The organism is Ruegeria sp. AH12, from assembly GCF_056541465.1.
The window spans coordinates 53,457-79,855 of the sequence record NZ_JBQFYL010000008.1; the positions used below are offsets into that span (position 1 = coordinate 53,457).

Annotated in this window: 24 protein-coding genes; 10 read left to right on the forward strand and 14 right to left on the reverse strand. The window is 56.6% G+C overall.

Features of this window, described 5'->3' with window-relative positions; translation table 11 throughout:
• Positions 1–42: 42 nt before the first annotated feature.
• The 5 genes from ACR0EL_RS13300 to ACR0EL_RS13320 form a co-directional block, all read right to left on the reverse strand.
• A complete protein-coding gene (locus tag ACR0EL_RS13300; protein ID WP_480500389.1) occupies positions 43–1,005 on the reverse strand; it encodes a porin in 963 nt (320 codons plus the stop codon).
• Between the two features lie 1,125 nt (positions 1,006–2,130).
• Positions 2,131–3,027, reverse strand: a complete 897-nt coding sequence (locus tag ACR0EL_RS13305; protein ID WP_480500390.1) for a LytTR family DNA-binding domain-containing protein — start codon at positions 3,025–3,027, stop codon at positions 2,131–2,133.
• 256 nt (positions 3,028–3,283) lie between these two features.
• Positions 3,284–6,067 (reverse strand): formate dehydrogenase subunit alpha, encoded by a 2,784-nt coding sequence (gene fdhF, locus ACR0EL_RS13310; protein ID WP_480500391.1) that lies wholly within the window; start codon positions 6,065–6,067, stop codon positions 3,284–3,286.
• 14 nt (positions 6,068–6,081) lie between these two features.
• Positions 6,082–7,785 carry an NAD(P)H-dependent oxidoreductase subunit E gene (locus ACR0EL_RS13315; RefSeq protein WP_480500393.1) on the reverse strand — a complete coding sequence of 568 codons (1,704 nt, stop codon included), beginning with the start codon at positions 7,783–7,785 and terminating at the stop codon, positions 6,082–6,084.
• Between the two features lie 85 nt (positions 7,786–7,870).
• Entirely contained in the window at positions 7,871–8,752 is an 882-nt protein-coding gene (locus tag ACR0EL_RS13320; protein WP_480500395.1) for a LysR family transcriptional regulator, read from the reverse strand.
• A gap of 195 nt (positions 8,753–8,947) precedes the next feature.
• On the opposite strand from ACR0EL_RS13320, the gene ACR0EL_RS13325 reads away from it, so the two are divergent.
• The 3 genes from ACR0EL_RS13325 to ACR0EL_RS13335 are packed head-to-tail and all read left to right on the forward strand — an operon-like array spanning position 8,948 to position 11,352.
• Positions 8,948–9,766, forward strand: coding sequence for an ABC transporter substrate-binding protein (locus ACR0EL_RS13325; RefSeq protein ID WP_480500396.1), 819 nt, complete (start codon positions 8,948–8,950; stop codon positions 9,764–9,766).
• A complete protein-coding gene (locus ACR0EL_RS13330) occupies positions 9,767–10,624 on the forward strand; it encodes an amino acid ABC transporter permease (protein ID WP_480500398.1) in 858 nt (285 codons plus the stop codon).
• Complete coding sequence (locus tag ACR0EL_RS13335; protein ID WP_480500399.1) at positions 10,621–11,352, forward strand: amino acid ABC transporter ATP-binding protein; 732 nt, start codon at positions 10,621–10,623, stop codon at positions 11,350–11,352. Before ACR0EL_RS13330 ends, ACR0EL_RS13335 begins: the two co-directional genes overlap by 4 nt.
• A gap of 60 nt (positions 11,353–11,412) precedes the next feature.
• On the opposite strand, the gene ychF is transcribed toward ACR0EL_RS13335, so the two are convergent.
• Entirely contained in the window at positions 11,413–12,510 is a 1,098-nt protein-coding gene (ychF, locus tag ACR0EL_RS13340; protein ID WP_480500401.1) for a redox-regulated ATPase YchF, read from the reverse strand.
• Between the two features lie 201 nt (positions 12,511–12,711).
• Between ychF and ACR0EL_RS13345 the strand changes: the two genes are divergently transcribed.
• The 7 genes from ACR0EL_RS13345 to ACR0EL_RS13375 all read left to right on the forward strand — a co-directional run bounded on the left by ACR0EL_RS13345 (position 12,712) and on the right by ACR0EL_RS13375 (position 18,722).
• Entirely contained in the window at positions 12,712–13,200 is a 489-nt protein-coding gene (locus ACR0EL_RS13345; RefSeq protein ID WP_480500402.1) for an acyloxyacyl hydrolase, read from the forward strand.
• Positions 13,201–13,279: 79 nt separating this feature from the next.
• Positions 13,280–14,071: a tryptophan synthase subunit alpha gene (gene trpA / locus ACR0EL_RS13350; RefSeq protein ID WP_480500403.1), complete on the forward strand. Its 792-nt coding sequence runs from the start codon at positions 13,280–13,282 to the stop codon at positions 14,069–14,071.
• Positions 14,072–14,226: 155 nt separating this feature from the next.
• Positions 14,227–15,393, forward strand: a complete 1,167-nt coding sequence (locus ACR0EL_RS13355; RefSeq protein WP_480500405.1) for an alpha-hydroxy acid oxidase — start codon at positions 14,227–14,229, stop codon at positions 15,391–15,393.
• A gap of 243 nt (positions 15,394–15,636) precedes the next feature.
• Positions 15,637–16,290, forward strand: a complete 654-nt coding sequence (locus ACR0EL_RS13360) for a 50S ribosomal protein L25/general stress protein Ctc (RefSeq protein WP_480500406.1) — start codon at positions 15,637–15,639, stop codon at positions 16,288–16,290.
• 122 nt (positions 16,291–16,412) lie between these two features.
• A complete protein-coding gene (gene pth / locus ACR0EL_RS13365; protein WP_480500407.1) occupies positions 16,413–17,096 on the forward strand; it encodes an aminoacyl-tRNA hydrolase in 684 nt (227 codons plus the stop codon).
• Between the two features lie 81 nt (positions 17,097–17,177).
• Complete coding sequence (locus tag ACR0EL_RS13370) at positions 17,178–18,341, forward strand: serine hydrolase domain-containing protein (protein WP_480500408.1); 1,164 nt, start codon at positions 17,178–17,180, stop codon at positions 18,339–18,341.
• Between the two features lie 9 nt (positions 18,342–18,350).
• Positions 18,351–18,722, forward strand: coding sequence for a DUF2237 family protein (locus ACR0EL_RS13375; RefSeq protein ID WP_480500409.1), 372 nt, complete (start codon positions 18,351–18,353; stop codon positions 18,720–18,722).
• Between the two features lie 5 nt (positions 18,723–18,727).
• On the opposite strand, the gene ACR0EL_RS13380 is transcribed toward ACR0EL_RS13375, so the two are convergent.
• The 8 genes from ACR0EL_RS13380 to ACR0EL_RS13415 all read right to left on the reverse strand — a co-directional run bounded on the left by ACR0EL_RS13380 (position 18,728) and on the right by ACR0EL_RS13415 (position 26,338).
• Positions 18,728–19,360 (reverse strand): class I SAM-dependent methyltransferase, encoded by a 633-nt coding sequence (locus tag ACR0EL_RS13380; protein WP_480500411.1) that lies wholly within the window; start codon positions 19,358–19,360, stop codon positions 18,728–18,730.
• A 44-nt stretch (positions 19,361–19,404) separates the two neighbouring features.
• Positions 19,405–20,652 carry a tryptophan synthase subunit beta gene (gene trpB / locus ACR0EL_RS13385; RefSeq protein ID WP_480500412.1) on the reverse strand — a complete coding sequence of 416 codons (1,248 nt, stop codon included), beginning with the start codon at positions 20,650–20,652 and terminating at the stop codon, positions 19,405–19,407.
• 74 nt (positions 20,653–20,726) lie between these two features.
• A complete protein-coding gene (locus tag ACR0EL_RS13390) occupies positions 20,727–21,368 on the reverse strand; it encodes a phosphoribosylanthranilate isomerase (RefSeq protein ID WP_480500414.1) in 642 nt (213 codons plus the stop codon).
• 9 nt (positions 21,369–21,377) lie between these two features.
• Positions 21,378–21,728 (reverse strand): lipopolysaccharide assembly protein LapA domain-containing protein, encoded by a 351-nt coding sequence (locus ACR0EL_RS13395; protein ID WP_480500491.1) that lies wholly within the window; start codon positions 21,726–21,728, stop codon positions 21,378–21,380.
• A gap of 7 nt (positions 21,729–21,735) precedes the next feature.
• Entirely contained in the window at positions 21,736–22,020 is a 285-nt protein-coding gene (ihfB, locus tag ACR0EL_RS13400; RefSeq protein WP_170477659.1) for an integration host factor subunit beta, read from the reverse strand.
• Positions 22,021–22,290: 270 nt separating this feature from the next.
• On the reverse strand, positions 22,291–23,967 hold the full coding sequence (gene rpsA, locus ACR0EL_RS13405; protein WP_353012297.1) for a 30S ribosomal protein S1: 1,677 nt from the start codon (positions 23,965–23,967) through the stop codon (positions 22,291–22,293).
• Between the two features lie 267 nt (positions 23,968–24,234).
• The gene (locus ACR0EL_RS13410) at positions 24,235–24,435 is read right to left on the reverse strand and encodes a DUF6525 family protein (protein WP_480500415.1); all 201 of its coding nucleotides are present in this window, start codon (positions 24,433–24,435) and stop codon (positions 24,235–24,237) included.
• 220 nt (positions 24,436–24,655) lie between these two features.
• Complete coding sequence (locus ACR0EL_RS13415) at positions 24,656–26,338, reverse strand: tryptophan halogenase family protein (protein ID WP_480500416.1); 1,683 nt, start codon at positions 26,336–26,338, stop codon at positions 24,656–24,658.
• Between the last annotated feature and the right edge of the window lie 61 nt (positions 26,339–26,399).

The window sequence follows — 26,399 nt, forward strand, 5'->3', positions numbered from 1 at the left end:
GCCGATCCAAAGACCGGCCTTTTCCTGCAATCTGGCGTTCGATCAGAAGTTAAACTGAACACCAAAGTCGGCGATGGTCTGAGCTTCGCCCGCACGACCGACCTTTTCACGACCAACTGCACCGCGCAGCGTTGCGCCGTTGCCAAGATCATAGATCGCGCCAACACCATATTGCTGCGTATCACCTTCGGCCGAACCATCACCGTAAGCTGCTGTGATGGTGGTGGCGGCACCAAGATTGTAGGCAAGCGACGCACCATAAACAGTGCCGTCGGTCTCTTCTCCAAAATCGTTGACCGGCGTGTCACCATCACGTCCAACGAACAGTGTTCCGCTGAAGTCTCCGAGCTCAGCCCCCAGTGCCAGAACAATCAGATCCTGTTTGTCGCCGCCAGCAACGGCTTCGGTCTGACCGTAGATCACTGTGGCAGAATAATTGTCGAAGATGTATGTCGCACTGACGTCCCAGCGATCTGCGCCATTGATGGCATCGGTGTCATAGGACGCACCAAAGGCCAAGTCTCCAACCGCATATTGGAAGAACACCGCATTCGAACCTGCGCCGGTCGATGAATACTCCAGGAAATCATAATCGACACCGGAATATTGACCCAGAAACTCTTCTAGGCCCGGTTCGTTACCAAAGTACAGGTCTGAGTTGTCAAATGCGCCAGAGACGTTGCCCGCATCGACACGCAGACCGCCAAAGATGACCGAGAAGCGGGCACCGTTCAAACCGGCTGTGTTTGCCTCGCCGGTATCGCTGTCTTCATCGGCCTGCAATCGAACGCGCGCCGAGAATCTGACCCCGGTATCCGTTTCCACATCCCCGTCGATGTTTAGACGAAAGCGGGAAACCAGAATTGTGTCGCTCACATTCGAGTCGGATGATCGATCTTCCTGATAGCCGATACCAAAACGGCCATAACCGCTGAATTTCACCTCTGCTGCCGCGACACTAGCAGTCGCGATTAGCGCTGTTGTTGCGAAGAGAACATGTTTCATGTCGTTTTCCGTAAATGTGTGAATAGGCGAGCTATGAAATTTCGCTCGAGCCCTAATCGAACAGATCAGTTCAGTTCACAAGATGCTCAGAACAGTTTTTACCCAGCGCTTTCTTTGACCTGCCTTTACGCGGGCTGCTTTGGCGGGAAAACACCTCATCAAAAGGGGCGCTCTTGTGTTTACCAAGCGGTACGCGAACATGGTGTGTGAAATTGGTAACCTATTGTTAACACTGAGCATATGATCCACTTAATTGCTTCTAGATCTTCGGAGCCCCGAAGCGGAACAGCGTAGTGAGCCTTTTGCACGGATCAGGGGCACACGTCCCAAAAACCACAGTTTCAAGACTCAAATATTTGTGATCCAGCCTAGCCCTTGTAAAGTTTCTTTCTGATACCTAATGCGCCCAAGGTAAGTAGCATGTGATGCCTGCACCGAAGTTGGCACCACGTTATTCTGGACGATTTCACCGCCACTTTGAACGGGTACGAATGAGGCCCAACATTCAGGGCGGAACGGGTTGTCCACGCAAACATCTCTGATCTCGAAAAATACCAACAACCATGATGGGGACTCAGAGACTGATCTGGAGCGGTCTATCGACCTCAATTCATACCTGATTCAGGGCGACAAACGAATTGAGGCCGAACCGTTCACGCCTCAACCCTCAGGAAACAGGGTATCTCGCTCATCGTGATGAATTATTAGCGGCCAGAAATAAATAAAGACTTGGAATCAATATATTAAAGAACATGTCGCGAAATTCACTGCGCCCGCAACTCGTGCGACATGAACTGCAGGCCCCATTCGTTACGAGTTTTCGACGTTTCGTACCAAACTCGTTGCCTGCTTCAGACATATATTCGAAGAGGTAGCGTGCTGCGGTTGTTGCAGCGCATTTAACCAGTGTGTTTGGTAACGAGTAATGCCTGATGAAGGAGGGGGTTAAATCCGAAATCGGGGGAAACGAAAGTGGTACTAACAAACCGTTTCAGCATTCAAGCATTTGATACGTTCACCTTCCTGCGTGCCGCTATCCAAATCAGCGAGAAACGCGGGAAGGTGTCCATTTATCCGCGGCCGCCGTTCAAACCTAACCCGAACAGAGTTATGGCCTTCGCGTGATCAGGCTTCGACACTCTGCAGCCCTTCAGAGCAGGCGAGGCTTGCCAACCAATCGCGTACCGCACCGGTGCGACTGCGGGCAACGGTCACTTTCTCACCGTTGCACAGAACGACATGTCCGATCTCATTCAAACTACGTGCGATGTCGACGCAGGAATTGGCAACCCAACACGAACGATGCACCTGCAACCCTGCCCCTGTGGGTAGCTGGGTCAGAATCCCCTTGAATGTAGAGCGCACCAGCACTTCACGATCATCAAGTTGCACAGTCACATAGTGCTGGTTTGCCTGAACGAACTTGATGTCCTTGATCAGAAAGATCTGACCATTTGCCGTCACTACCCCGGTCGCACTGTTCTTGGGAGTATCCTCGATTGAGCCCTGGCTTTCCTCAAGCCTGTCCAGATAGGGCGGTAAAACCCAAACGATAACTATGCTCTCAATCCCGACGATCAGCAGATACTGCGGCAGTAGCATGGGCATATACATGAAATCTGATGTCTGAAACAGATTAAGCACCCAGTTTGTCGCAAGCTCGGCGAACGTCATCGCGCCAAGCGCCACGGGGATACATGTCACAGGCGAGAAGAACCTTTTGATACCCAAAAAACTGCTGCAGCTTGCCTGTACCAGGATCATGAGAAAGGCAGATCCCATGTATCCGATCAACATCGACAACCAATACACCGCACGACCAAACCCGCTTAGACGGTCGGCAAACAAGGAAGATGTCGCGCCGATCAGCAACAGCATCAAAGGCACTAGAAATACGATAAAGTTCCTGGACAGAAAAAAACTGAGCAGGGTGTTCACGGTTGCACGAACCGTCACCCGCGGTAGCACGACATACGTAATGTCGGCCTGTTTCAATCTGAGATACACGTCGTTGAGTGTCATATAGCCCTGCTGCTCTGGTCGCGCCCAAGTCCTTCCCTTTGGGCAATCCCCTTATGATGCCTTTGCTTCTCCTTGCCCTGCCGCGAATGGAGGCGTTCTTGTGACGTTTTCGCGTTCGGGGATGTGTAGAAACAGATAATTATGGCGCAAATGGTGCAAAGAAAGTCCAAAATGATGCAGCAGGGACTGACGTAACGGCACTTAGGAAAAGGGCGGCCCCATCGGACCGCCCTTTCATATTCATCTCTGCCTTAGATCACTCTGCCGCGATGGCGTCTTCGATCTTTTCGACCCGGATCGCCGAGAACTTGAACTCGGGGATTTTGCCATAGGGATCGATGGCCGAATTGGTCAGGATGTTCGCGGCAGCCTCGACATAGGCAAACGGGATGAACACCATATCTTCGGCAATCGCCCGGTCGGCGCGCACCATGATCTCGATCGAGCCGCGACGCGTGGTCAGACGGATCGTCTCACCCGGTTCGATCCTCATCAGTTTCAAGGTGCGCGGGTTCATCGAGCAGTTCGCCTCAGGCTCCACCGCGTCCAGAACGGTGGCGCGGCGGGTCATGGACCCGGTGTGCCAATGTTCCAACTGACGGCCAGTTGTGGCGATCATCGGATAATCCTCATCCGGGGCCTCATCCGGCGGGATGATGCTGGCTGGCGTGAACTTGGCCTTGCCATCCGCACGCGGGAAGCCATCCCCAAACACGATGGATTGGCCCAGATCAGTTTCGCTGAGCGACGGATAAGTGATCGACTCGGTCTCAAGCCGTTCCCAGGTGATGTTGTCGAGAGACTCCATCGTTAGCTTCATCTCGTTGAAAACCTGAGAGACATCCGTGTAGTCCCAATTCAGCCCGATGCGCTGCGCCAGATCGACGGTGATCGCCCAATCCTCACGCGCCTCACCCGGAGGCGCCACAGCCGGACGCACTCGCTGCACCTGACGGTTGGTGTTCGACACGGTGCCATTCTTCTCATACAGCGCCGAGGCTGGCAGGATGATGTCGGCATAGTTCGCCGTTTCGGTCAGGAAGATATCCTGGACGATCATCAGATCCAGCTTGGCCAAGGCCTCGCGCGCATGATTCACATCCGGGTCAGACATGGCTGGATTCTCACCCAAAATATACATCCCCTTGATATTGCGCGCGTAAATCTGGTCGATGATTTCGGTGACAGTCAGGCCCTTTTCATTCGAGAAATCATCCGAGCCCCAGACATCCGTAAACTGCGCCCGAATGCTGTCATCCGTGACCGTCTTATAGTCCGGCAGGAACATCGGGATCAGGCCTGCATCAGACGCCCCCTGCACGTTGTTCTGACCGCGCAGCGGGTGCAGACCCGCACCAGGCTTACCCACATTGCCGGTCATCAGAGCCAGCGAGATCAGGCAGCGAGAGTTGTCGGTGCCGTGGATGTGCTGGCTGACACCCATACCCCAGAAGATCAGACCGGCCTCGGCCTGCGCAAAAGTACGAGCAACGCGGCGCAGCTGATCCGGTTCGATGCCACAGATCGGAGCCATCGCCTCGGGTGAGAACTGGCGCAGGTGCTCTTTCTCGGCCTCCCAATTCTCAGTCCAGCGGTGGATATACTGGCTGTCATAGAGCTCCTCCTCGACGATCACGTTCATGATCGCGTTGAGCATCGAGACATCGGCCCCCGGACGGAACTGCAGCATCTCATCCGCAAACTTCCGCATCCCGACGCCACGTGGGTCCATCACGATCAGCTTGCCGCCGCGCTTGGTGAACTGCTTGAAGTAGGTCGCGGCCACAGGGTGGTTTTCGATCGGGTTGGCCCCGATGATGATCGCCACATCCGCGTTTTCGATCTCGTTGAAGGTCGCAGTCACGGCACCCGATCCCACGTTCTCGATCAGGGCTGCCACCGACGACGCGTGGCACAGACGGGTGCAGTGATCGACGTTGTTGTGCTTGAACCCCTGGCGGATGAACTTCTGGAACAAATACGCCTCTTCGTTGGTGCATTTGGCCGAACCAAAGCCCGCAACGCTGCGCGGGTCTTCCTCGCGCAGGGCTTTTAGCTTGGTCGCAGCCAGATCCATCGCCTCTTCCCACGTCGCTTCGCGGAAATGGGTGTCCAGATTGCCCGGATCGACGTTCAGCCCCTTTTCAGGCGCATCCTCGCGCCGGATCAGCGGCTTGGTTAGGCGGTGGGGGTGGTGAATATAGTCAAAGCCAAACCGGCCTTTAACGCAAAGACGGCCTTCGTTGGCGGGGCCATTGATGCCCTCGACATATTTCACCTTGCCGTCCTTGACCTTCAGCGAGACCTTACAGCCCACACCGCAGAACGGACAGACGCTTTCGGTTTCGCTGTCATAGTCCTTGCTGTCACCCTTCTGCTGGTCGTCCAGCACGGTGGCGGGCATCAGCGCGCCGGTCGGGCAGGCTTGAACACATTCGCCACAGGCCACACAGGTCGAATCGCCCATCGGGTCGTTCTGATCGAATACAACCTGCGCGGTATGCCCGCGACCAGCCATGCCGATCACGTCATTCACCTGCACATCACGGCAGGCGCGGACGCAGAGGTTGCAGTTGATACAGGCGTCCAGATTAACGCGCATGGCAACATGGCTGTCATCCAGCAGGGGGATTTTCTCGGCCTCTTTCGCCGGGAAACGGCTGTCGCTGACATCGTTCAGCTTGGCCATGTCCCAGAAGTGGCTGGAGGTGTCATGGGCTTCTTCCGGCTGGTCGGCCACCAGCAGTTCCATGACCATGGCGCGCGACTTCTCGGCCCGATCGCTGTCGGTTTTCACAACCATCCCGTCCGCCGCAGGGCGGATGCACGAGGCGACCAGCGTGCGCTCACCTTCCACCTCGACCATGCAAGCGCGGCAGTTGCCATCGGGTTTATAGCCCGGTTGCGGCTTATGGCACAGGTGCGGGATGGTGAACCCCTGCCCCTTTGCGGCTTCCCAGATGGTCCAGCCCTGGGGCACGGTGACATCTTCGCCGTTCAGATTGAAGGTGACGGTCTTGGTTGGGCTTGCGTCTAGCATGGCTCTGTCTCCCTTCAGATTTCGTCAGCGAAATGTTTCATAACAAGGCGGATCGGGTTCGGAGCCGCCTGCCCCAGACCACAGATCGAGGCGTCGCCCATGACCTGACACAAGTCCTCAAGCAGGTCCTGATCCCACTTGTCGGCCTGCATCAGCTTGACCGCTTTTTCGCAGCCCGCACGGCAAGGCGTACACTGACCGCAGCTTTCATCCTCGAAGAAGCGCAGCATGTTCAGCGCCGCGTCGCGGGCGGTGTCCTGATCGGACAGAACCACCACAGCGGCCGAGCCGATGAAGGTGCCATGTGGTTGCAGCGTGTCGAAATCCAGCGGGATATCGTCCATCGACGCCGGCAGCAGACCCGAGGACGGACCGCCCGGCTGATACGCCTTGAAACTCTGACCTTCGGCCATGCCACCGGCAGCCTCGATCACGTCCAGAATGGTCGAACCGGCGGGCAGCAGGTAAACACCCGGCTTCGCCACACGGCCAGAGACCGAATAGCTACGCAGTCCTTTGCGACCATTCTTTTCGGTGCTGTTGAGGCATTCCGGCCCTTCGCGGCACACTTTGGTGACCCAATACAAGGTCTCGACATTGTGCACCAAGGTTGGCCGGCCAAAGACCCCAACCTGCGCAACAAACGGAGGACGGTGACGAGGCAGGCCCTTTTTGCCTTCGATCGATTCGATCATCGCGGATTCTTCACCACAGATGTAAGCACCAGCACCCCGGCGCAGGTCGATGTAACCCTTAGCGACGATCCCGGCGTCTTCCAGCGCAGCGATCTCACGGCGCAGGATTTCCAGCACGGCCGGGTATTCGTCGCGCATGTAGATGAAACAGGTCTCTGCCTCGACCGCCCAAGCAGCGATCAGCATACCCTCAAGGAAAACATGCGGCGTGCGTTCCAGATAGTACCGGTCTTTGAACGTGCCGGGTTCGCCCTCATCGCCATTCACGGCCAGATAGCGCGGGCCTTCATTCATGCGAACAAAGCCCCATTTCTTGCCCGACGGGAAGCCAGCGCCGCCCAGACCACGCAGACCCGAGGACAGAACGTCTTCCTGCACCTTTTCCCAATCGCCACTTTCGCGCAGCTCTTTCAGCTTGGCATAACCGCCTTCGGCCTCGTAGGTCGCGAAGGTTTCGTAGTCAGGCAGATGTGCATGAGTGTCATCGGCAGCAATTGCAGCCTGCACCTTTTCGGGGGTCGCGTGGTCGATATGGTTGTGACCAATCTCAAGCACTGGGGCGGTGTCGCAACGCCCCATGCAAGGCGCTCGGACAACACGCACCTCAACCGGATCAAGCCCGTCCTCAAGCGCTTTTTGCAACTGCTGCGCACCGGCCATTTCGCAAGACAGGGAATCACAAACGCGGATCGTCAGCGCGGGCGGAGGTGTCTCGTCTTCTTTCACTACGTCGAAATGAGCATAGAAGGTCGCGGTCTCATAGATTTCAGCCTGTCCAACTCGCATCTCGACCGCCAAGGCGGCGATGTGGTCGGCGCTGATATGGCCGTGCGCGTCCTGAATCAAATGCAGAAATTCAATCAACAGATCGCGGCGACGGGGGCGGTCCCCCAGCAGGCGCGCGATTTCGGCCTGCGCTTCATCCGTGAACTGACGGCCTTTGGGCGTGTGCCGCCCTTTGCCTTTACCTGACTTCCAGACGCCCTTGGGTGCGCCTGATGGCTTGGTATCTAATGGTGCCATGATGCCCTCCGATTAAGGCCCCGTGTCTCATCAGACTAGCATATCGTCAAATCGCATTTGGCAATCGCACGATAACGACACCTTATCATCGCAAAGACGTCACCACAGCGCGCAGCGCCTGTATGGTTGGTAATTCGGGATCCCGGCTTAGGGTCGCCAGACAAATCGGCTTACTAACCACCGGGTCGACCAGAGGCAGCACTTTTGTACCCTTCAGCTCACCCAGAGCATTAACCAGAACTCGTGGGACAACCGCTGCTGCCAGACCTTCGCGCGCCATCACCATTGACGTGGTGAATCCGCTGCTTTCAGCTACGATATCCGGGTGCAGCCCCTGTTCGGTGAAAATTCGATCAAGAATGCGCCGGTTCTGCATCTGCGGCTCAAGCAAGCTCAGTGGGAAATCGGCCACGCGCGACCAGGGGATTGGTCCGGTTTCATCGGTCATATGCGATGGAACCAGCAACACGTAAGTCTCTTCATACAGCGGCTGCACCTGCCTGAGATCGGTACCGATGCTGTCGCCATATGTCACACCGGCATCCAGGCTACCCTCATCCAGCCGGTGCTGGATCGCCGTGGCTGACATAGTCTCAATCCGGGTCACGATGCGTGGATGGGCCTGCCGCAGGTGTTTGGTAAGGCGCCCAGTAAACGCGATCGCGGTCGGGATCACGCCCAGGATCAAGGTCCCGGTGATCTCGCCCTTCGCCGCCAGGACCTGTTGCTCCAACGCTTTGGTGTCATCAAGGATGCGACGGGCGCGCTGGACGATCATCTCGCCTTCTTCAGTCAGCCCTTGAAACCGGTTCGCCCGGCGTACGATCGAAACGCCCAACCGATCTTCGAGATTGCGAATGCGCATGGAAAATGCTGGTTGTGAGATCCCGCATTCCTCGGCCGCTTTAGCAAAGTGGCGATGCCGTGCAAGGGCGTTGAGCAATTGTAGGTCGCGGATTTCAATCATGTAGTGCAGTCTCGGATCTTGGCTTGCCCCCTACACTAGCGGGCTATACGCCCGAGCGGAATGCATGATGCGTTCAAGCCGTAAGCGAGCTATTCCATCAGATCGATGTTACGGGCATTCCATATCGAGACACACTAGACAAATACGTGCGTCCGTAAGAACCTGTGCGCAAACAATATCCAGGGAGATGCTTCAATGAAACTGATTGCGGGTACGGCATTAGCCGTCATTCTGTCCTCGACCCATGCCTTTGCCGCAGGGGAATGCGCGACAGGTAAGACCCTGACGGATGGCACGCTGACAATCGCCACCGGAAACCCGGCCTATTATCCTTGGGTGATGAATGACGCGCCCGAAAGTGGTGAAGGGTTTGAAGCTGCCGTTGCCTATGCGATCGCCGAGAAAATGGGGTTTGGGGCAGACAGTGTTACCTGGGTGCGCACCAGCTTTGACGAAGCCATTCAACCCGGTGCAAAGAACTTTGATTTCAACATGCAGCAATATTCGATCACGCCCGAGCGCGAGGAGATGGTCGATTTCAGCCTGCCCTATTACACTTCGGCCATGGCGGTTCTGACCACGCAAGGTGTGGTTGATGCAGGAGCCGAGGCGACGCTGGACAGCTTGAAGGGCCTGAAATGGGGTGCAGTAGCGACGACCACTGCAATCCCAATGTTAAACGACGTGATACAACCCGCAAGCGATCCCCTACTTTACAATGACAATGCAGATGTGAATGCCGCGATCATGGCCGGCCAGATTGATGCTGCCCTCTACGATCTACCCACGGCCCTGTATCTATCAGCAGTTGTGGTTGAAAACGGGGCATTGCTGGGGCAGTTTTCGCCCGACCAATCAGAAAACCCTGATCAATTCGGCCTTTTGATGGAGGACGGCAATCCACTCAAAGAATGCGTCGACGCAGCCATTTCCGAGTTGGTTGAAAGCGGAGAGCTTGCCGCCATTGAAACCCAATGGCTGTCCGAAGCCACCGGAGTGCCGGTTATCCAGTAGATGAACGACACTTCACTGCAAAAATCCCCCGAACCTAACGGTTCGGGCCAAAGACGCCGCGAGCTCTATGAGGCTGGGGTCAGGCGACGCTCGAACCGTATTGCGCTGATGTCAACGGTCAGTGTGGTCCTTGCGCTGATCATCTTGATCCCGCTTGCCCCCGGTTGGGAGGCTGTTCAGCGCGCCTTTTTCAATGGCAGGGTGTTTGCAGCAACCTTTCCCGGCTTGCTCGAAGCCTTTGTGCTGAACGTGATGATCTTTGCCTGGTCCGCACCGTTGATCGCGGTGACGGGCTTGATGATCGCACTTTGCCGGGATACGCGCGCACCCGCGCTGTTTCCTTTGCGCCTTTTCGGGATCGCCTATACCGACATTTTCCGCGGCCTGCCCGTGGTTCTGGTGATCTACATTATCGGCTTCGGGGTCCCGGGGCTGGGCCTGCCGAGGCCGTGGAACAGCCCGTATATCTGGGGCACCCTGGCGCTGGTTCTGGTGTATTCGGCCTATGTGGCCGAAGTGATCCGGTCGGGCATCGATTCGATCCACCAGTCGCAACGCTCGGCTGCAGCCTCGTTGGGGTTAAGCGCGCAAGACACCATGCGCTTCGTGGTGCTGCCACAGGCCATCCGCAATGTGGTGCCTGCCAATATGAACCTGTTCATCGCGCTGCAAAAAGACGTGGCGCTTTTGTCTTTCATCGGACCGGTTGAGGTGTTTCGTCAGGCTGGCGTCTACAAATCGCTCTATGCGAACTTCACACCCTATGTAGGGGCCGCGCTGATCTTCCTTGCGCTGACCATTCCCGCGACACGCTATGCCGATTACCTGATGAACAAACAAAACCGAGCGCGAACATGACGGCGAAGTTAAGTCTACGAGGTGTGCGCAAAAGGTTCGGCGACCATGAGGTTTGCAAAGGCATCGATCTTGATGTGGCCGAAGGGGAAATGGTCTGCCTGATCGGGGCGTCCGGGTCTGGCAAATCCACGCTGCTACGCTGCATGAACCTGCTTGAGCCTGTCGACGACGGCACGATCTGGCTGGACGGCAAGGATATATCGGAACCCGGGCTGGACCCTCAGCCCGTGCGCCAGCAGATTGGCATCGTGTTTCAAAGCTACAACCTGTTTCCCCATATGACGGCGGTTGAGAACGTGATGCTTGCGCCACGCCGCGTGCACGGCCTCAGCCGGGCAAATCTGCGCCCACAGGTCACACAGCTTTTTGCACGCTTCGGGCTAGAAGACCGAATGCAGCACTATCCCGACCAGCTTTCAGGCGGACAGCAGCAGCGCGTAGCAATCATCCGAGCGTTGGCAATGCAGCCGCAGATCATGCTGTTTGACGAAATCACAAGCGCCTTGGACCCCGAACTTGTCGGCGAAGTGCTGGACGTACTGCGGGACCTGCATCAGCAGGGTATGACCATGGTGCTTGCCACTCACGAGATGGGATTTGCCCGAGAGCTGGCAGACAAGGTCTGTTTTCTGGACGCAGGTCGCATTCTGGAGCAAGGCACACCCGACCAGCTGTTTTCCCAACCACGCGAGCCGCGCACCAAGGTCTTTCTGTCGCGCGTCCTCTGACCCTTTGCATCTTGAGCGCTGGGTGATCTCAGCGCGAATCGCAATGCCCGTTGCGAGACTTTAGGTGTTGAACAGAAAGTGCATCACGTCACCATCTTTGACTATGTAGCCCTTCCCCTCGGCCCGCATCTTGCCTGCTTCTTTGGCACCCTGTTCGCCATTCGCGGCAATGTAGTCGTCATAAGCAATGGTTTCGGCCCGGATAAAACCCTTTTCGAAATCGCCGTGGATCACACCCGCGGCCTGCGGTGCGGCAGTGCCGGTGCGGATGGTCCAGGCGCGAGCCTCTTTCGGGCCAACGGTGAAATAGGTTTCCAGTTTCAGCAGGTCGTAGCCCGCGCGGATCAGACGGTCGAGGCCGGGCTCTTCCAGACCCATCTCCTCAAGGAACATCTGGGCCTCATCCTCTTCCAGCAGGCTGATCTCTTCTTCGATTTTTGCGCTGATGATGACATGCGAATTGCCTTGGGCTGCCGCCATTTCGGCAACCTTGGCCGAATATACATTCCCTTCGGCCGCTTCTTCTTCGGACACGTTGCAAACGTAAAGTACCGGCTTGGTCGTCAGCAGCTGCAGCATCTTCCAGGCCTTGGCGTCCTCGGCAGATACCTCGACCAAACGCGCGGGCTTGCCGTTTTCCAACATCTCTTGCGCCTCGGCCAGCAAACGGTCTTGCTGCTGCGCCTCTTTGTCATTGCCCTTCAGCTTGCGCACCAGATTGGCGCGGCGCTTTTCGATGCTTTCCAGATCGGCCAGAATTAACTCGGTCTCGATCGTGTCCGCATCGGCCACCGGGTCGACGCGACCGTCTACATGGGTCACATCACCATCTTCGAAACAGCGCAGCACATGGGCAATGGAGTCGGTCTCACGGATATTGGCCAGAAACTGATTGCCCAGCCCTTCCCCCTTGGAGGCGCCCTTCACCAGACCAGCAATATCCACGAAGGTCATGCGCGTCGGGATGATCTGTTTCGACGAGGCAATCGCCGCCAGCTTGTCCAGACGATCATCAGGTACGGCCACATCACCAACATTGGGCTCAATCGTGCAAAACGGGAAATTCGCAGCTTGCGCCGCAGCTGTTTTGGTCAGCGCGTTGAACAGGGTCGACTTGCCCACATTCGGCAGACCCACGATTCCCATTTTAAAGCCCATGATGGCCTCCTGAAGCGATGTGACGGCGTCTTCTATGCACCTGAGTTGGAATGCGCAAGCAGTAGCTCATACCCTCGAGACATGGGGCCGATAGGTCACATCACAAAACTGTTCCTCAATCGTGTTCTTGTACCGATTGAAAAATACGATTTAGGGTAACCACTTAGCGCATGTAGACATAACAACTGAAGAATTTCGGCTATGAAGACTTTTCTTTTCGCGTCCTTGATTGCATTTGCCACCCCGGCAGTTGCGCAGGCCCAGACTGTGATCTTTGGGGCCGGCTATGCAGATTATTCTGACAATGCATCGGTGGATCAGGGCATTGTATCCCTTGAATATCAGCATCGCCCCTTCTATCAGGCAACCCGGTTCAGCGCGACCTGGGGTGCGGCCCTTTCGGTCGACGAAGACGGCGATACCCATTTCGGCGCAGGCCTGGTCGGCATCTACAATCTAAATGACCGCTGGTTCGTCGAGGGCAGCGTGATGCCCGGCTATTACAACGAAGGCAACGATCTGAACGATCTGGGCGGCAATTTTCAGATCCGCAGCTTGCTGGGGCTAGGCTATACCTTAAATGGCGGGAACAAAGTGTCGGTGGCGATCACTCACAAGTCCAATGCCAGCACAGAGGAATTCAACCCCGGCGTAAACGCGGTGCTCGTGCGGTATCATCTGGGCTTCTAAGCCGATCAGACCCGGGCGGGATTGATTTTCGGGCAAAGTTTCTGCACATCAGGTTCAAACCTGACTGCAAGGACACCTGATGACCCGTATCGACGCGAAGTTCGCCGCCCTGAAAGCCGAAGGCAAGAAAGCATTTGTTGCCTATATCATGGCGGGCGATCCCGACTACGACACCTCGCTCGAGGTGGTCAAAGGCCTGCCTGCTGCAGGCGTCGACGTGATCGAGCTGGGCCTGCCTTTCACCGACCCGATGGCGGATGGGCCCACCATTCAGGCCGCGGGTCAACGGGCGCTGGATCAGGGCATGACGCTGAAGCGTACCCTCGACCTGGCCCGTAGCTTCCGCGAAACAGATCACACCACACCGATTGTTCTGATGGGCTACTACAATCCGATCTACAGCCACGGCGTCGATGCGTTTCTATCTGACGCCAAGGCCGCAGGGATCGATGGGCTGATCGTCGTGGACTTACCGCCGGAAGAAGATGACGAGCTTTGCCTGCCAGCGCAGGCTGCGGGCTTGAATTTCATCAGGCTCGCCACACCCACAACCGATGATAAACGCCTGCCTCGCGTTCTGCAGAACACCTCTGGCTTTGTCTACTATGTGTCGATTACCGGAATCACTGGCGCGGCTGAGGCTGAGGCCACAAACGTGGGCCCCGAGGTCGCGCGGATCAAATCCGCAACTGATCTGCCTGTGATCGTGGGTTTTGGAATCAACACACCCGAGAAATCGCGCGCCATCGCATCGGTCGCGGATGGAGCAGTCGTAGGCTCAGCCATCGTCAGCCAGATCGGTGCGGGCAAACCCGTGCTTGAAGTGCTGGAATTTGTAAAAACGCTGGCGGATGGTGCGCATTCCGTCTGACTTTCGTCACCAAGAACAAAACCGAAGCCGCAGTCAGCCCCTTCTGACTGCGGCTTTCGTTGTACGGGCATGTCCACCAACCGCAATTATCCAGCGTTGCGATCTTTGGTGCAAATTGGTAAAGAAAACAAACCAATCCTTCAAGGGCCGGACAAATGCCAGTCATCACCACCATCGACGACCTAAAACGTATCTACGAACGGCGCGTGCCGCGCATGTTCTATGACTACGCCGAAAGCGGCAGTTGGACTGAACAGACCTTTCGCGAAAACAGCTCGGATTTCGAACAAATTCGCCTGCGTCAGCGGGTCGCTGTGGACATGGCCGGGCGTTCAACCGCGTCTCAGATGATCGGGCAGGATGTCGCGATGCCTGTAGCGCTTGCCCCAGTAGGTTTGACCGGTATGCAACATGCCGATGGCGAGATGAAAGCGGCCAAGGCAGCCGAGGAATTCGGTGTCCCGTTTACGTTATCGACGATGTCCATCAATTCGATTGAAGATGTGGCAGAGTATACCAGCACACCCTTCTGGTTTCAGCTCTACACTATGAAAGACACCGACTACGTCAACCGACTGATCCAGCGCGCAAAAGATGCCAAATGTTCGGCGCTGGTGATCACGCTGGACCTGCAGATCCTGGGTCAGCGGCACAAGGATCTGAAGAACGGACTGTCCGCCCCGCCAAAACTGACTGCCAAAACCATTGCAAACCTGATGACCAAATGGTCCTGGGGCATCGAGATGCTGCGCGCCCAAAGGCGTGAGTTCGGAAATATCGTCGGCCATGTCGAAGGTATCTCGGACGCGTCCTCGCTCGGCGCCTGGACGGCCGAACAATTCGACCCCAGCCTGGATTGGTCAAAGGTTGAAAAGCTGATGGAACAATGGGGCGGCAAGGTGATCCTCAAAGGCATTCTGGATGCCGAAGATGCAAAAATGGCCGCCAAGCTGGGGGCTGACGCCATCGTTGTATCGAATCACGGCGGCCGCCAACTGGACGGCGCGCTCAGTTCAATCCGGATGCTGCCCGAGATCATGGATGCCGTTGGTAGCGACATCGAAGTCCATCTGGACAGTGGCATCCGATCCGGCCAAGACGCTCTCAAGGCATTGGCGTTGGGCGCTAAAGGCACCTATATCGGGCGCGCTTTTGTCTACGGGCTGGGCGCAATGGGTCAAAAGGGTGTGACGACAGCGCTCGATGTCATTCAGAAAGAACTGGATACAACCATGGCCTTGTGCGGAGAGCGCAGTGTTTCGGATTTGGGTCGGCACAATCTGCTGGTGCCCCAAGACTTTGGTGGCCGCTGGCAAAACTGACGAGTCGGAGGGGGCTCTGCCCCCGTCGCCCTTACTGGGCGCCTCCCCAGGGATATTTGTAGCCAGATGAAGTCTGGATCCTTCATTCATCTGGCTGAAAATACCTCGGAGCGCGAGGCAGAGCCTCGCAATACTACAGACCGTCAAAAACCCCTTTCCAAACCCAATGAATCAAGCTAAGGACGCGGCTTCACGCGGGCATACAGCCTTGGAGGATGCCCGCCCTAACATTGGAGAATTATCATGGCTGGAGAGATTCCTGATCTCGTAGCTCTGGAACGGACGGGGACAGGCAAGGGCGCCGCTCGTCAGGCACGCCGCGATGGCATGGTTCCGGGCATTGTGTTTGGTGGCGACAAAGAGCCGCTGCCGATTCAGATTCCGTTCAACGAACTGTTCAAGCGCCTGAAAGCAGGTCGGTTCAAGTCGACCCTGTGGAACCTGAAGGTTGACGGTCACGAAGACGTCCGCGTCATCTGCCGTGACGTTCAGCGTGACGTCGTCAAAGACCTGCCGACCCATCTGGACCTGATGCGCCTGCGCCGGACCACCAAGATCGCGCTGTTCATCCCCGTTGAGTTTATCAACGAAGAAGCAGCCCCCGGCATCAAGAAGGGCGGCGTTCTGACTGTTGTTCGCCCCGAAGTTGAACTGATGTGCACCGCGGGTGACATTCCTGAAAAGATCACCGTTGATCTGACCGGAATGGAAATTAACGACGTTGTGACCATCTCGTCGGTAGACCTACCCGCAGGCACCAAGCCGACCATCGACCGTGACTTCGTGATCGCAAACGTCTCTGCGCCAACAGGCCTGTCGACTAGCGACGATGAAGAAGGCGAAGAAGTGGCCGCGGACGAAGTAGAAGTCGTCGGTCAGGAAGAAGCTGAAGAATAAGTCCGAACTCAACGGTTTGGATTGGAAACGGGGCCGATTTCGGGCCCCGTTTTCTTTTGGTCGGGCTGGAAACAAGTGCAATTCCGTGCCATCAACCCATAGCGCTGCACAAGGACGAGAAAATGAAACTGTTTGTCGGATTGGGGAACCCGGGCTCAAAATACGCCCGCAACCGACACAATATAGGTTTCATGGCTTTGGATCGGATTGCCGAAGATCATGGCTTTGGTCCTTGGAAATCAAAGTTCCAGGGTGAGATCGCCGAAGGACGTTTGGGTACAGAGAAGGTTCTACTGCTAAAGCCGCAAACGTTCATGAACCGTTCAGGCCAATCGGTTGGTGAAGCAATGCGCTTCTACAAACTTGAGTCTACGGATGTGACTGTCTTTCACGATGAGCTGGATCTGACCCCGGGCAAAGTCCGGGTCAAAGCGGGCGGCGGCCATGCTGGCCACAACGGGTTGCGGTCGATCCACGACCACATCGGGGCGGCCTATGACCGGGTGCGCCTGGGCATCGGGCATCCTGGCCGCAAGGAAATGGTATCGCCATACGTCCTATCAGATTTTGCCAAAGCCGAGAGCGACTGGCTGGACAATGTACTGCGCGGTGTCTCAGACGGGGCTGAACACCTTACAAAGGACGAGGGTGGCAAATTCATGAACGCCGTTGCGCTGCGTACTGCACCGGCACGATCCTCCAAGTCGCCTCCGGCCGACGACCCCACATCTAAGCCCGCTGAAAGACCCGAACCAGCTGCAGATGACCGGACGGCCATGCAAAAGCTGCTGGATAAATTCAAATAATCCTGATCGCGCTTTCCGTTACGTCTTGATTGCGCAATGCGCCCTGCAACGCTCCTATGTAACCGAAACAGGGAGGGTTGCATGAGAACTGTGATCAAATGGCTGCTGCGCATCACTTTGACCTTGGTGCTGGCTGCAATTGCGGTTGGGGTCTGGAAGCGTGAAGAGATTCAACGCTTGATGGCGGTGAACTCTTTGTTTTCCGAAGAAAAAATTGTTCACAACTTCTCGCACATGGATGCGGCGTTTCTGACCGCCCCCCTGCCCCGTGGAAACGGACCAACTTGGGAATTACCCTATGGGGCTGGCTTTGACCTTCCCGACGGTACAGATGAATGGGTCGATGAACGCGCCGTGACCTCTCTGCTGGTCATGCAAAACGGTGAGGTTCGGTTTGAAGAGTACTATCTGGGCACCGGCGCAGATGACCGGCGGATATCTTGGTCGGTTGCAAAAAGCTATCTGTCGGCCTTGTTCGGCATCTTGCTGAGCGAAGGCGCGATCACCTCGCTGGACGATCCTGTCGTGCAATACGCCCCGCAGCTGAAGGGCAGCGCCTATGACGGCGCAACGATCCGGAATGTGCTGAACATGGCCAGCGGTGTAACCTTTGACGAAGATTACCTGGACCCCAATTCAGACATCAACCGCATGGGCCGCATCGTTGCGCTTGGCGGGGAACTGGATGATTTTGCCGCGTCGCTCAATGAGAGTTTTGCCCCTCCGGGGGAAACTTATCAATATGTTTCGATCGATACGCATGTGTTGGGCATGGTGATCCGCGGGGCCACTGGGCGCAGTGTTACCGACCTGCTGACCGAAAAGATCATTCAGCCCTTGGGCCTAGAGCATGACGGCTACTACGTGACTGACGGCGCTGGCGTGGCCTTTGTCCTTGGTGGGTTGAACTTCACCACACGTGACTTCGCCCGTTTTGGTCAGATGATCTTGCAAAACGGCGTGCACAATGGGCAACAGCTGGTTCCGGCGGACTGGATCGCCGTATCAACAGCGGCATCATCACCAACCAAACCGGGCAAAATCGGCTATGGCTACCAATGGTGGATCCCTCTTGGTGCCGAAGACGGTGAATTCATGGCGCGGGGCGTTTACGGGCAATACATCTATTTTGACCAGGCCCGCGACGTTCTGATCGTCACGACCGGCGCAGATCGGCGATTCCGCGATCCGGGCGTTGGCGAAGAAAATATTGAAATGTTTCGCAGCATCGCCCGAAGCCTGTAAGATGGCCCTATGCAGAAACAAGACAGCGTCAATGTTCTGGGGGGCGTTCTGGCCCCCTGTTCACGCGATCCTCTGACCGGGTTTTTCCGGGACGGGGCTTGCAACACATGCCCCGAGGATCAGGGCAGCCACACGGTCTGCGCCGTAATGACGGCTGAATTCCTGGCCTATTCCAAATATGTAGGCAATGATCTCAGCACGCCGCGCCCCGAGTTTGATTTCCCGGGCCTTAAACCCGGTGACAGCTGGTGCCTTTGTGCAAGTCGTTTCCTGCAAGCCTATGACGAAGGCTGTGCCCCGATGGTGCATCTTGAAGCAACGCATCAGCGAGCGTTGGAGATCGTTCCGCTCAAGGCATTGGAAGCCAAGCGATCTGACTAAGATAGTTATATCGCCACTGCGCGATATCCACGGGATGTGCGCGAAGGCGGGCCGGTTGGAAAACCGTGTTCAGCCTCCAAACCCCAACCTGATTGTGCCAGCATTTTTGCAACCACATCCGGACGATAGGTCCGGTGACGCCACTGCAGCCATATGATCGCATTGCACCAATGTGGTTTACTTACTACCAGCCACAGCGTCGCCCCCGGTTTAGCCAACTCGCGCATTTGACGCAGTGCATCGACCGGATCAGTACAGTGTTCCAGAACATGCGCCGCCAGGATACAATCATAGGTCTGAACGGCCTTGAACTCTGACAGCCAGTTTCTCGCGATCGCTGCATCAATTCCGCGCCGGGCAAGGGCGCCTTTTGCCCGAAACAACATGTTCTCTGAAGGCTCTAGCAAGGTGACGGAACCGTGTGGTTGAACAACTGCACGCGCCTCGGCAAAGGCACCGGTTCCGCACCCAACGTCCAACGCATTGTCGCCTAGATTGGCCGCCGGGTCCGCCGATAGAAACCCGAGATAGGCGTCGAAATAGCCCAGCAACCGCATCTTGTCCGCCCATCCGGGCGCTGCGGCATCATACTTCTGACCAAGCTGTTCGGACTTGATGGATTGAGACGGGTCGCGCATGGGCGCAACCTGACACAATTCAATCGAGTCTCATAGCTCCAAGGCTAGTCTGCCGAGCGCCCTTCGGTATCCGACATATCAAAGTTCAGATACTTGGCGACGGTCTGTACGTCCTTGTCTCCACGTCCACACATGTTCATGCAGATCAGGTGATCTTTGGGCAGGTCGGGCGCGATCTTCATGACATGGGCCAGAGCGTGGCTGGGCTCCAGCGCCGGGATGATGCCTTCGGTCGCGCAGCACAACTGGAACGCCTCTAGCGCTTCTTTGTCTGTGATAGCGACATAGTTTGCACGACCGATATCGTTCAGCCATGAATGCTCAGGCCCGATGCCGGGATAGTCCAAACCGGCCGAGATCGAATAGCCTTCCAGAATTTGGCCATCCTCATCCTGCAACAGATAGGTCCGGTTGCCGTGCAGCACGCCAGGGCGACCACCGGTGAGCGAGGCGCAATGTTCCATTTTTTCGTTAACGCCCTTACCACCGGCCTCAACGCCGATGATGTTTACTTCCTTATCGTCAAGGAACGGGTAGAACAGGCCCATCGCATTCGATCCACCGCCAATGGCTGCAATGATCGTATCGGGCAAGCGGCCTTCGGCCTTCATCATCTGCTCTTTCGCTTCCTTGCCGATGATCGACTGGAAGTCGCGGACCATCGCCGGGTATGGGTGGGGACCAGCTACTGTGCCGATGCAGTAGAACGTGTCACGCACATTGGTCACCCAATCGCGCAACGCGTCGTTCATGGCGTCTTTCAGCGTACCACGGCCTGAGGTCACGGGAATCACCTCGGCCCCCAGCAGACGCATGCGGAACACGTTCGGGGCCTGCCGCTGTACGTCATGGGCACCCATGTAGACGATGCATTTCAGGCCGAATTTGGCGCAGACGGTGGCGGTGGCCACCCCGTGCTGCCCGGCCCCTGTTTCCGCGATGATCCGGGTCTTGCCCATGCGCCGCGCCAGAATAATCTGGCCCAACACGTTGTTGATCTTGTGCGCGCCTGTGTGGTTCAGTTCATCGCGTTTGAGGTAAATTTTCGCCCCACCCAGATGTTCTGTCAGGCGTTCGGCATAATACAGAGGCGACGGGCGGCCCACATAGTTGGCCCATAGATCGTCCATCTCGGCCCAGAAGGTCGGATCATCCTTGGCTTTGTCATATTCCTCTTCCAGCGACAGGATCAACGGCATCAATGTTTCGCTGACAAACCGCCCGCCGAAGATGCCAAAGCGGCCCTGTTCATCCGGGCCGGACATGAAGGAATTGAAAAGATCGTTGGCCATGGGTGTCTCCCTCGTCGTACCTGGTGTTCATAGGAGGTAGCAGCAGGATTTGCCATGACAAAACGTGTTACGGATTATCGAGTCGCTTCGATAAACGCCTTGATGAGTCCCGCATCCTTGACACCCGGCGCGCTTTCTACACCTGAGGCGACATCAACCTGCCGTGCCCCGGTCATACGAATCGCTTCACCAACATTTTCCGGGGTTAACCCACCGGCCAGCATCCAAGGTCTACGCCAGTATTTGCGCCCGGCCAGCAGGCGCCAGTCAAACGCCAAACCATTGCCGCCCGGCAAAATAGCGTTCTTAGGAGCTTTCGCGTCGATCAGTAGCTGATCGGCGACCTCGCCATAGATATCAATTGCGGCCAAGTCCCCAGCATCAGAAACACCGATGACCTTTATGACGGGCAAGCCATAGCGATCCTTGACCTCTTGCACCCGCTCGACCGTCTCGGCTCCGTGCAATTGCAACATGTCGAACGGCGCAGTTTGCGTGATGCTGTCGAGCAATTCATTCGTGGCGTTCACAACCAGCGCGACCTTAGCGACACCAGCGGGGATATCGGTCACCAACCCGGCGGCCTGTTCGGGGGAAACATATCGTGGTGATTTTGGGAAAAAGTTGAACCCTAAGTACCGCGCACCCGCATCAACCGCGACGCGCACGTGATCAGGGGCGGTGAGACCGCAGATTTTGACGGATACCTCGGCCATGGCGCCGGCTCAGCTCGCCTCGTCCAGAATAGACAGAACTTCGTCTTTGTCTTCGTTCTGTTTGTTCTTGAGCTTCTTGACCTCACGCTCAAGCTTGCGCACTTCGCTTTTCTTGACCGAGGCGTCTTTGCGATGTTTGTGCTCGCGCAGCCATTCCCACAGAAACCCGATGACCAGCCCTGCCACGACACCGCCCAAAACGACGATGAATAGCGGCAATGAGGTGGACAGGTTGAAGTCAAGCAGTTCTGCCAAGGCGTCAGGCATCAGCTTCAGCTCGACCGAGCCGACATTGGCCAGTGAAATCGAGATCAGAACGATCCCCAAACTGGCCAGAAAAGCATATCGAAGGTAGCGCATCATGAGGTCAGGCTTTACCGTTCAATCGATCCCTTAGCAACTTGCCGGTTTTGAAAAACGGAACTGATTTTTCTTCGACCTGAACCGTCTCGCCGGTTCTTGGATTACGGCCCACACGAGCGTCACGCTTTTTCACCGAAAACGCTCCAAAGCCGCGCAGTTCGACCCGGTCGCCGCGCGACATCGCATCGGTGACTTCTTCAAATACGGTATTCACGATCCGCTCGACATCACGCTGGTAGAGATGCGGGTTTTCATCGGCAATCTTCTGAATCAATTCTGAACGGATCATTCGCGTTACCCTCCCAGGCGGCCAATATGTCAGGTCTATTGTTCTGACAGTATAGGGAAAAAGCCGGATCAGGGGAAAGCAAACTATAGGCGCCGCCACCTGAATTTCGCACAGACTCACGCGATTTTTTGCCAGTTCACCCGCTTTACACACCTAATGCGCGAGCTATTGATCAAATAGACCGAAGAATCGGAACGTATTGATTCGCAACAAAAACGGCCCCGCGCAGGTGCGCGGGGCCGGTCATCTTGTTCAGGCTTGCGCCCCGGATCAGTCGCCGGATTTCAGCGCCGCACCCAGGATATCGCCCAGCGATGCGCCCGAGTCGGAAGAACCGTACTGTTCCACGGCCTCTTTCTCTTCGGCGATCTCGCGTGCCTTGATCGACAGGCCCAGACGACGGGTCTTGCTGTCGACATTGGTGACGCGAACGTCGATCTTGTCACCGACCGAGAAACGCTCGGGGCGCTGTTCGGCACGGTCACGAGACAGATCGGAACGGCGGATAAAGGATTTCATACCTTCGTACTCGACCTCGATGCCGCCATCTTCGATAGCGGTCACGTTCACGGTCACGATCGAGCCACGCTTCACGCCGCCCACGGCTTCGGCGAATTTGTCACCGCCCAAGGCCTTGATCGACAGCGAGATACGCTCTTTCTCGACATCAACTTCCGATACGACAGCCTGTACCACATCGTTCTTATGATAGTTCTGGATCGCATCTTCGCCACGCTCGTCCCAGGACAGGTCGGACAGGTGAACCATGCCGTCGATGTCGCCTTCGAGGCCAATGAACAGACCGAATTCGGTGATGTTCTTGACTTCGCCTTCGACCTCGGTGCCCTCGGGGTGTGTTTCTGCAAACACTTCCCATGGGTTGCGCTGAGTCTGCTTCAGGCCCAGAGACACGCGACGCTTGGCGCCGTCGATTTCCAGAACCATGACGTCGACTTCCTGGCTGGTCGAAACGATCTTGCCGGGGTGGACGTTTTTCTTGGTCCAGGACATCTCGGACACGTGCACCAGACCTTCGACACCGGCTTCCAGCTCGACGAACGCGCCGTAGTCGGTGATGTTGGTAACGCGACCCTGATGGACCGAGCCCAGCGGGTACTTGGCAGCAACCAGATCCCACGGATCTTCCTGCAGCTGCTTCATGCCCAGGCTGATGCGGTGGGTCTCTTTGTTGATCTTGATGACCTGAACCTTGATGGTTTCGCCGATCGTCAGGATCTCGGACGGGTGGTTCACACGGCGCCATGCCATGTCGGTGACGTGCAGCAGGCCGTCAACGCCGCCCAGGTCGACAAAGGCACCGTATTCGGTGATGTTCTTGACAACACCCTCGACGGTCTGACCTTCGGACAGGTTGCCGATGACTTCGGCACGCTGTTCGGCACGCGATTCTTCCAGGATAGCGCGACGCGACACAACGATGTTGCCACGGCGGCGGTCCATTTTCAGAATCTGGAACGGCTGCTTCAGACCCATCAGCGGGCCAGCGTCGCGCACGGGGCGAACGTCAACCTGCGAACCGGGCAGGAACGCAACTGCGCCACCCAGATCGACAGTGAAGCCACCTTTGACGCGACCAAAGATTGCACCTTCGACGCGCTGGTCGTCGGCATATGCTTTTTCCAGACGGTCCCATGCCTCTTCACGGCGGGCCATCTCACGCGAGATAACGGCTTCGCCACGGGCGTTTTCTGCGGCGCGCAGGTAAACTTCGACCTCGTCACCTACAGCGATTTCAGGGGCTTCGCCGGGATTTGCGAATTCTTTCAGATCAACGCGGCCTTCCATTTTGTAGCCGACGTCGATGATGGCTTGGCCGGCTTCAATCGCCAGAACCTTACCTTTGACAACAGAACCCTCTTCGGGTGTGTCCATTTCGAAGCTTTCATTCAGGAGGGCTTCGAATTCCTCCATAGATGTATCAGCCATGTGGCGTCGTTTTCCTTTACAGTACGTTTTTGCTGGCCGAGCGGTTGTCTCCGCCGGTCTTGATTCATGATGTCGTCGAGCGTGATCCGGTGCGCCCCTGAGCAAACAAACACAAAGGGCCGAGGTAACCCGGCCCTGCTCAGAAACGTCATCCGGGCGTTGACCGCCCATGTATCGACAGCGCGCGTATAGGCGGATTTCAGTGCGGACGCAAGGGCAAAGCCCATATTTTCATGGCTCAGGCGAATCTGCCCCCCCCTTGTGCAATCAGCCGGATTGGGTCCACACCTTCGAATCCTTTTGCAGCATCGCTTGCTCGACCGCGTTCAACCGTACAATCGCAGCTACTGGGTCTTTGGCACCGTCAATTCGGTTCCAAATTTTCAGGGCCGAACTCGGGCTCCAAGGCAGGCAGGCCTGTGCCAGCCAGTGCCGCAACGGTTGCGGTAAGTCATCATAGGCCTGCATCGGCGACGCCTGTCGGCGACGCCGTTTCAAATCACTCCGCAGATTGCGGCCTGAGCCGGATCGGTATTGGGGTCTCGGTTGACTCATAACGTGATGATATTACATTTCCGGCCACGAGCTGCAACACGGATTGATCACCTTACCAAATCATTGAGTGGGGCACTTGGCGCTCAGAGCACCAATGCTTGACAGATGCCCCCTGTCACCCGCCGCTGGCACCCTAGAAAAGCTGCAGATCCTTGCTGCCACTTTGAATTTCGGCAAGATTCGGCATGTTCTGGATCGCCACAGGCGCGGGCACTTGCCCCGGCATTGCCACTGTCGCCGCGGCGACGGCCTTGTCAAAGGCGGGTTTACCCAGTTCTCCCCGAATATCGCGCAACAGAGTTTTGTGGTCCGGCATGGTTCGCAGAATCTGCGCAAGGTCCACCTTGGCCCCCTTCCACCATTGGAACCAGATCGGCTTCTTCAGCGGACGTATCCGATCGCGTATCCCCGCACCATAGCCTGTGTCATAGACCTGCTTGCCCAACAGAACCGTCTGATAGACGCGGAAATTGAACAGGGTTGCGAACTCGATATCATGTTCCATTGGCAGGCGGTGCTGCCACAGCTCAAGGTTCTCGGCCAAACGGTCCGGAATCTTCACCTCGGTGCGCGCATCAATCCAATACTGGTCATCCGTTCGATTGCCCAAGCGGTAGTGCAGGCAGATGAAGTCCAGAACCTCATCATACAGCTTGTTCATCTGGCGATTATATCGCGCCCGCAACGAAGGCTCGATATCGCGCGTGGGCAGATGCTCGGCGAACCAGCGGATGGCGTGGTCAATCATATGGATCGCGGTGCTTTCGAGCGGTTCGATAAACCCACCGGACAGACCAATGGCCAGACAGTTCTTGACCCAGGCATTGCGCACACGCCCGATGCGCATTGGGATAACACGCGGGGTCGCCCCTTTGCCACTGTCGCCTAGCCATTCCAGATACTCATCCGCCGCCTGATCATCGGTTCGATGCGCCGATGAGAACACATAGCCCGTGCCGACCCGATTGTAGAGCGGCACACGCCATGTCCAGCCCGCGCCCAGTGCGGTCGACCGCGTGACGCTTTCGATCTTTTCCGGATCGGGATGTTCGATCTGTAACGCCATGGCGCGGTCATTCGGCAAATAGTCCGAATAGTCCATGAAAGGCTCACCCAGAGCCTGATTGATGATCAATCCCCGGAATCCGGTACAGTCGATGACCATCTCGATGTCGTGCCGCCCTTTACGCTCCAGCATCAGGTGGCTGACATTGCCTTGTTCGTCCAGCTCGACCGACTGCACCTCATCCTGAATGTGCTCCACACCACGCTTGGTGCAAACCCGTGTGAGCATGCCCGCAAACTTTACCGCGTCCAGATGATAGGCATAGCCAAAGCGCTGTTCGAATTCTGGCGCACCCAAAGGCCGCGCACCTTTGCACAGGCGGGCCAGATCATCATGAGGCGCGATTGACTGCGTGAAATCACGATCCCCATTGCCGAACCGCAGAAAGTATTCCGCGGCCTCAAGCCCTTCCAGCAACTGCCCATGGGCAAAGGGGTTCACGTAGTCGATACGGTTTCCCTTGGCATCCTTATTCCAGTTGCAAAACTTCACGCCCAGCTTGAACGAAGCGTTGGTTTCACGAAAGAAATCCCGCTCGGAGATCCCCGCCTGGCGCAATGTGACCGGCATGCGCGGCACCGTCGCCTCGCCCACGCCGACGGTCGATATATTCGGGCTTTCGATCAGGCAGATACGCGGACGATCCTTGGTTGCGGAGGTGCGTGAAAACACCATGTCCAGGATCAGCGCAGTCATCCAACCCGCCGTACCACCACCGACGATGGTGATCTTACTCAAACGATTATTCATATTTTCTGTCCCTGTTGGCTTTTGGGATTTTGTAACCGCCTCCCCATTTCTTGAGGTTGTT

Excerpts from the sequence above, each read along its gene's own strand:
- ACR0EL_RS13360 (WP_480500406.1), top strand. The coding sequence starts at position 15,637 with ATGGCTGGAGAGATTCCTGATCTCGTAGCTCTGGAACGGACGGGGACA.
- rpsA (WP_353012297.1), bottom strand. The coding sequence starts at position 23,967 with ATGGCTGATACATCTATGGAGGAATTCGAAGCCCTCCTGAATGAAAGC.
- ACR0EL_RS13335 (WP_480500399.1), top strand. The coding sequence starts at position 10,621 with ATGACGGCGAAGTTAAGTCTACGAGGTGTGCGCAAAAGGTTCGGCGAC.
- ychF (WP_480500401.1), bottom strand. The coding sequence starts at position 12,510 with ATGGGCTTTAAAATGGGAATCGTGGGTCTGCCGAATGTGGGCAAGTCG.
- ACR0EL_RS13320 (WP_480500395.1), bottom strand. The coding sequence starts at position 8,752 with ATGATTGAAATCCGCGACCTACAATTGCTCAACGCCCTTGCACGGCAT.
- ACR0EL_RS13370 (WP_480500408.1), top strand. The coding sequence starts at position 17,178 with ATGAGAACTGTGATCAAATGGCTGCTGCGCATCACTTTGACCTTGGTG.
- fdhF (WP_480500391.1), bottom strand. The coding sequence starts at position 6,067 with ATGCTAGACGCAAGCCCAACCAAGACCGTCACCTTCAATCTGAACGGC.
- ACR0EL_RS13375 (WP_480500409.1), top strand. The coding sequence starts at position 18,351 with ATGCAGAAACAAGACAGCGTCAATGTTCTGGGGGGCGTTCTGGCCCCC.
- pth (WP_480500407.1), top strand. The coding sequence starts at position 16,413 with ATGAAACTGTTTGTCGGATTGGGGAACCCGGGCTCAAAATACGCCCGC.
- ACR0EL_RS13390 (WP_480500414.1), bottom strand. The coding sequence starts at position 21,368 with ATGGCCGAGGTATCCGTCAAAATCTGCGGTCTCACCGCCCCTGATCAC.
- ihfB (WP_170477659.1), bottom strand. The coding sequence starts at position 22,020 with ATGATCCGTTCAGAATTGATTCAGAAGATTGCCGATGAAAACCCGCAT.
- ACR0EL_RS13355 (WP_480500405.1), top strand. The coding sequence starts at position 14,227 with ATGCCAGTCATCACCACCATCGACGACCTAAAACGTATCTACGAACGG.
- trpB (WP_480500412.1), bottom strand. The coding sequence starts at position 20,652 with ATGGCCAACGATCTTTTCAATTCCTTCATGTCCGGCCCGGATGAACAG.
- ACR0EL_RS13315 (WP_480500393.1), bottom strand. The coding sequence starts at position 7,785 with ATGGCACCATTAGATACCAAGCCATCAGGCGCACCCAAGGGCGTCTGG.
- ACR0EL_RS13415 (WP_480500416.1), bottom strand. The coding sequence starts at position 26,338 with ATGAATAATCGTTTGAGTAAGATCACCATCGTCGGTGGTGGTACGGCG.
- ACR0EL_RS13300 (WP_480500389.1), bottom strand. The coding sequence starts at position 1,005 with ATGAAACATGTTCTCTTCGCAACAACAGCGCTAATCGCGACTGCTAGT.
- ACR0EL_RS13410 (WP_480500415.1), bottom strand. The coding sequence starts at position 24,435 with ATGCAGGCCTATGATGACTTACCGCAACCGTTGCGGCACTGGCTGGCA.
- ACR0EL_RS13380 (WP_480500411.1), bottom strand. The coding sequence starts at position 19,360 with ATGCGCGACCCGTCTCAATCCATCAAGTCCGAACAGCTTGGTCAGAAG.
- trpA (WP_480500403.1), top strand. The coding sequence starts at position 13,280 with ATGACCCGTATCGACGCGAAGTTCGCCGCCCTGAAAGCCGAAGGCAAG.
- ACR0EL_RS13325 (WP_480500396.1), top strand. The coding sequence starts at position 8,948 with ATGAAACTGATTGCGGGTACGGCATTAGCCGTCATTCTGTCCTCGACC.
- ACR0EL_RS13305 (WP_480500390.1), bottom strand. The coding sequence starts at position 3,027 with ATGACACTCAACGACGTGTATCTCAGATTGAAACAGGCCGACATTACG.
- ACR0EL_RS13330 (WP_480500398.1), top strand. The coding sequence starts at position 9,767 with ATGAACGACACTTCACTGCAAAAATCCCCCGAACCTAACGGTTCGGGC.
- ACR0EL_RS13395 (WP_480500491.1), bottom strand. The coding sequence starts at position 21,728 with ATGCGCTACCTTCGATATGCTTTTCTGGCCAGTTTGGGGATCGTTCTG.
- ACR0EL_RS13345 (WP_480500402.1), top strand. The coding sequence starts at position 12,712 with ATGAAGACTTTTCTTTTCGCGTCCTTGATTGCATTTGCCACCCCGGCA.